Source organism: Sphaerisporangium dianthi, from assembly GCF_042654065.1.
GTDB classification, from domain to species: Bacteria; Actinomycetota; Actinomycetes; order Streptosporangiales; family Streptosporangiaceae; genus Sphaerisporangium; species Sphaerisporangium dianthi.
This window is the reverse complement of sequence record NZ_JBHSFP010000106.1, coordinates 1-734: the sequence shown is the minus strand read 5'-3', so window position 1 is coordinate 734 and position 734 is coordinate 1. Positions and strand designations below refer to the sequence as shown.

Below are 734 nucleotides of genomic sequence, written 5' to 3'. Positions count from 1 at the left end.
TCAGGCGAAGAGCTTGGCCAGCCAGTCCTGCCATGCCTGCTCCACCTTCTTGGGATCGGCCTTGTCGGCGAAGATGTGGTGACCCACCACCACCGTGTCGTGCTGACCCCGGATGAACCGGTACAACCCACTCCCGGTCCGCACCCCCAGAAAGTCCGGCGCCACGTAATCGGCCACACCCTCGATCGGCGCGAACCCCTCCGGCGTCAACCGGACCCGATCACCCTGCACCACCTTCCCGGTCAGCCCCAGCCCCCGCTCCAGCACCGACCACACCGGCTCCACCCCGCCACCACCCGGCCGCGCGGCGAACACCACCAGCGCGAACTGACCCGGAAAATGAGTCAGATACTGGTCCAGCGTGTGCAGATACATGTCCCAGCCGCGCTCCAACGCCTCCACCTCCGCCTGCCATCCATCACCCAGAACCCCGCTCTGCACCAACCGCAGAACCGTGCCACCCCGCTCGCGCCCCTCGATCAGGAACTCGAACGCCATGAACGTGCCGTCCTGACCCTCCGCCCCCTCAAAGGCGAACCGCCGACCCGGCTCCCACCCGGTCACCCGCGCCTCCACCGGGAAATCACCGAAGAACTGCACCACCCTGCCGCCCACCCGCGGCTCCACCTCGCTGCGACCCAGAAACCAGGAGTCCAACCCCGGACCACCGGACACCGCCTCCCACACCTGCGAAGCACTCGCCCGCAGCTCGATCTCCTTGCGCAACTCGAACG

At 67.7% G+C, this 734-nt stretch carries 1 protein-coding gene; it reads right to left on the bottom strand.

The genetic code is table 11. The features are described 5' to 3' along the window. On the bottom strand, positions 1 to 734 hold a 734-nt coding region (locus ACFO60_RS40795; RefSeq protein ID WP_380852913.1), incomplete at its 5' end, for an SRPBCC family protein.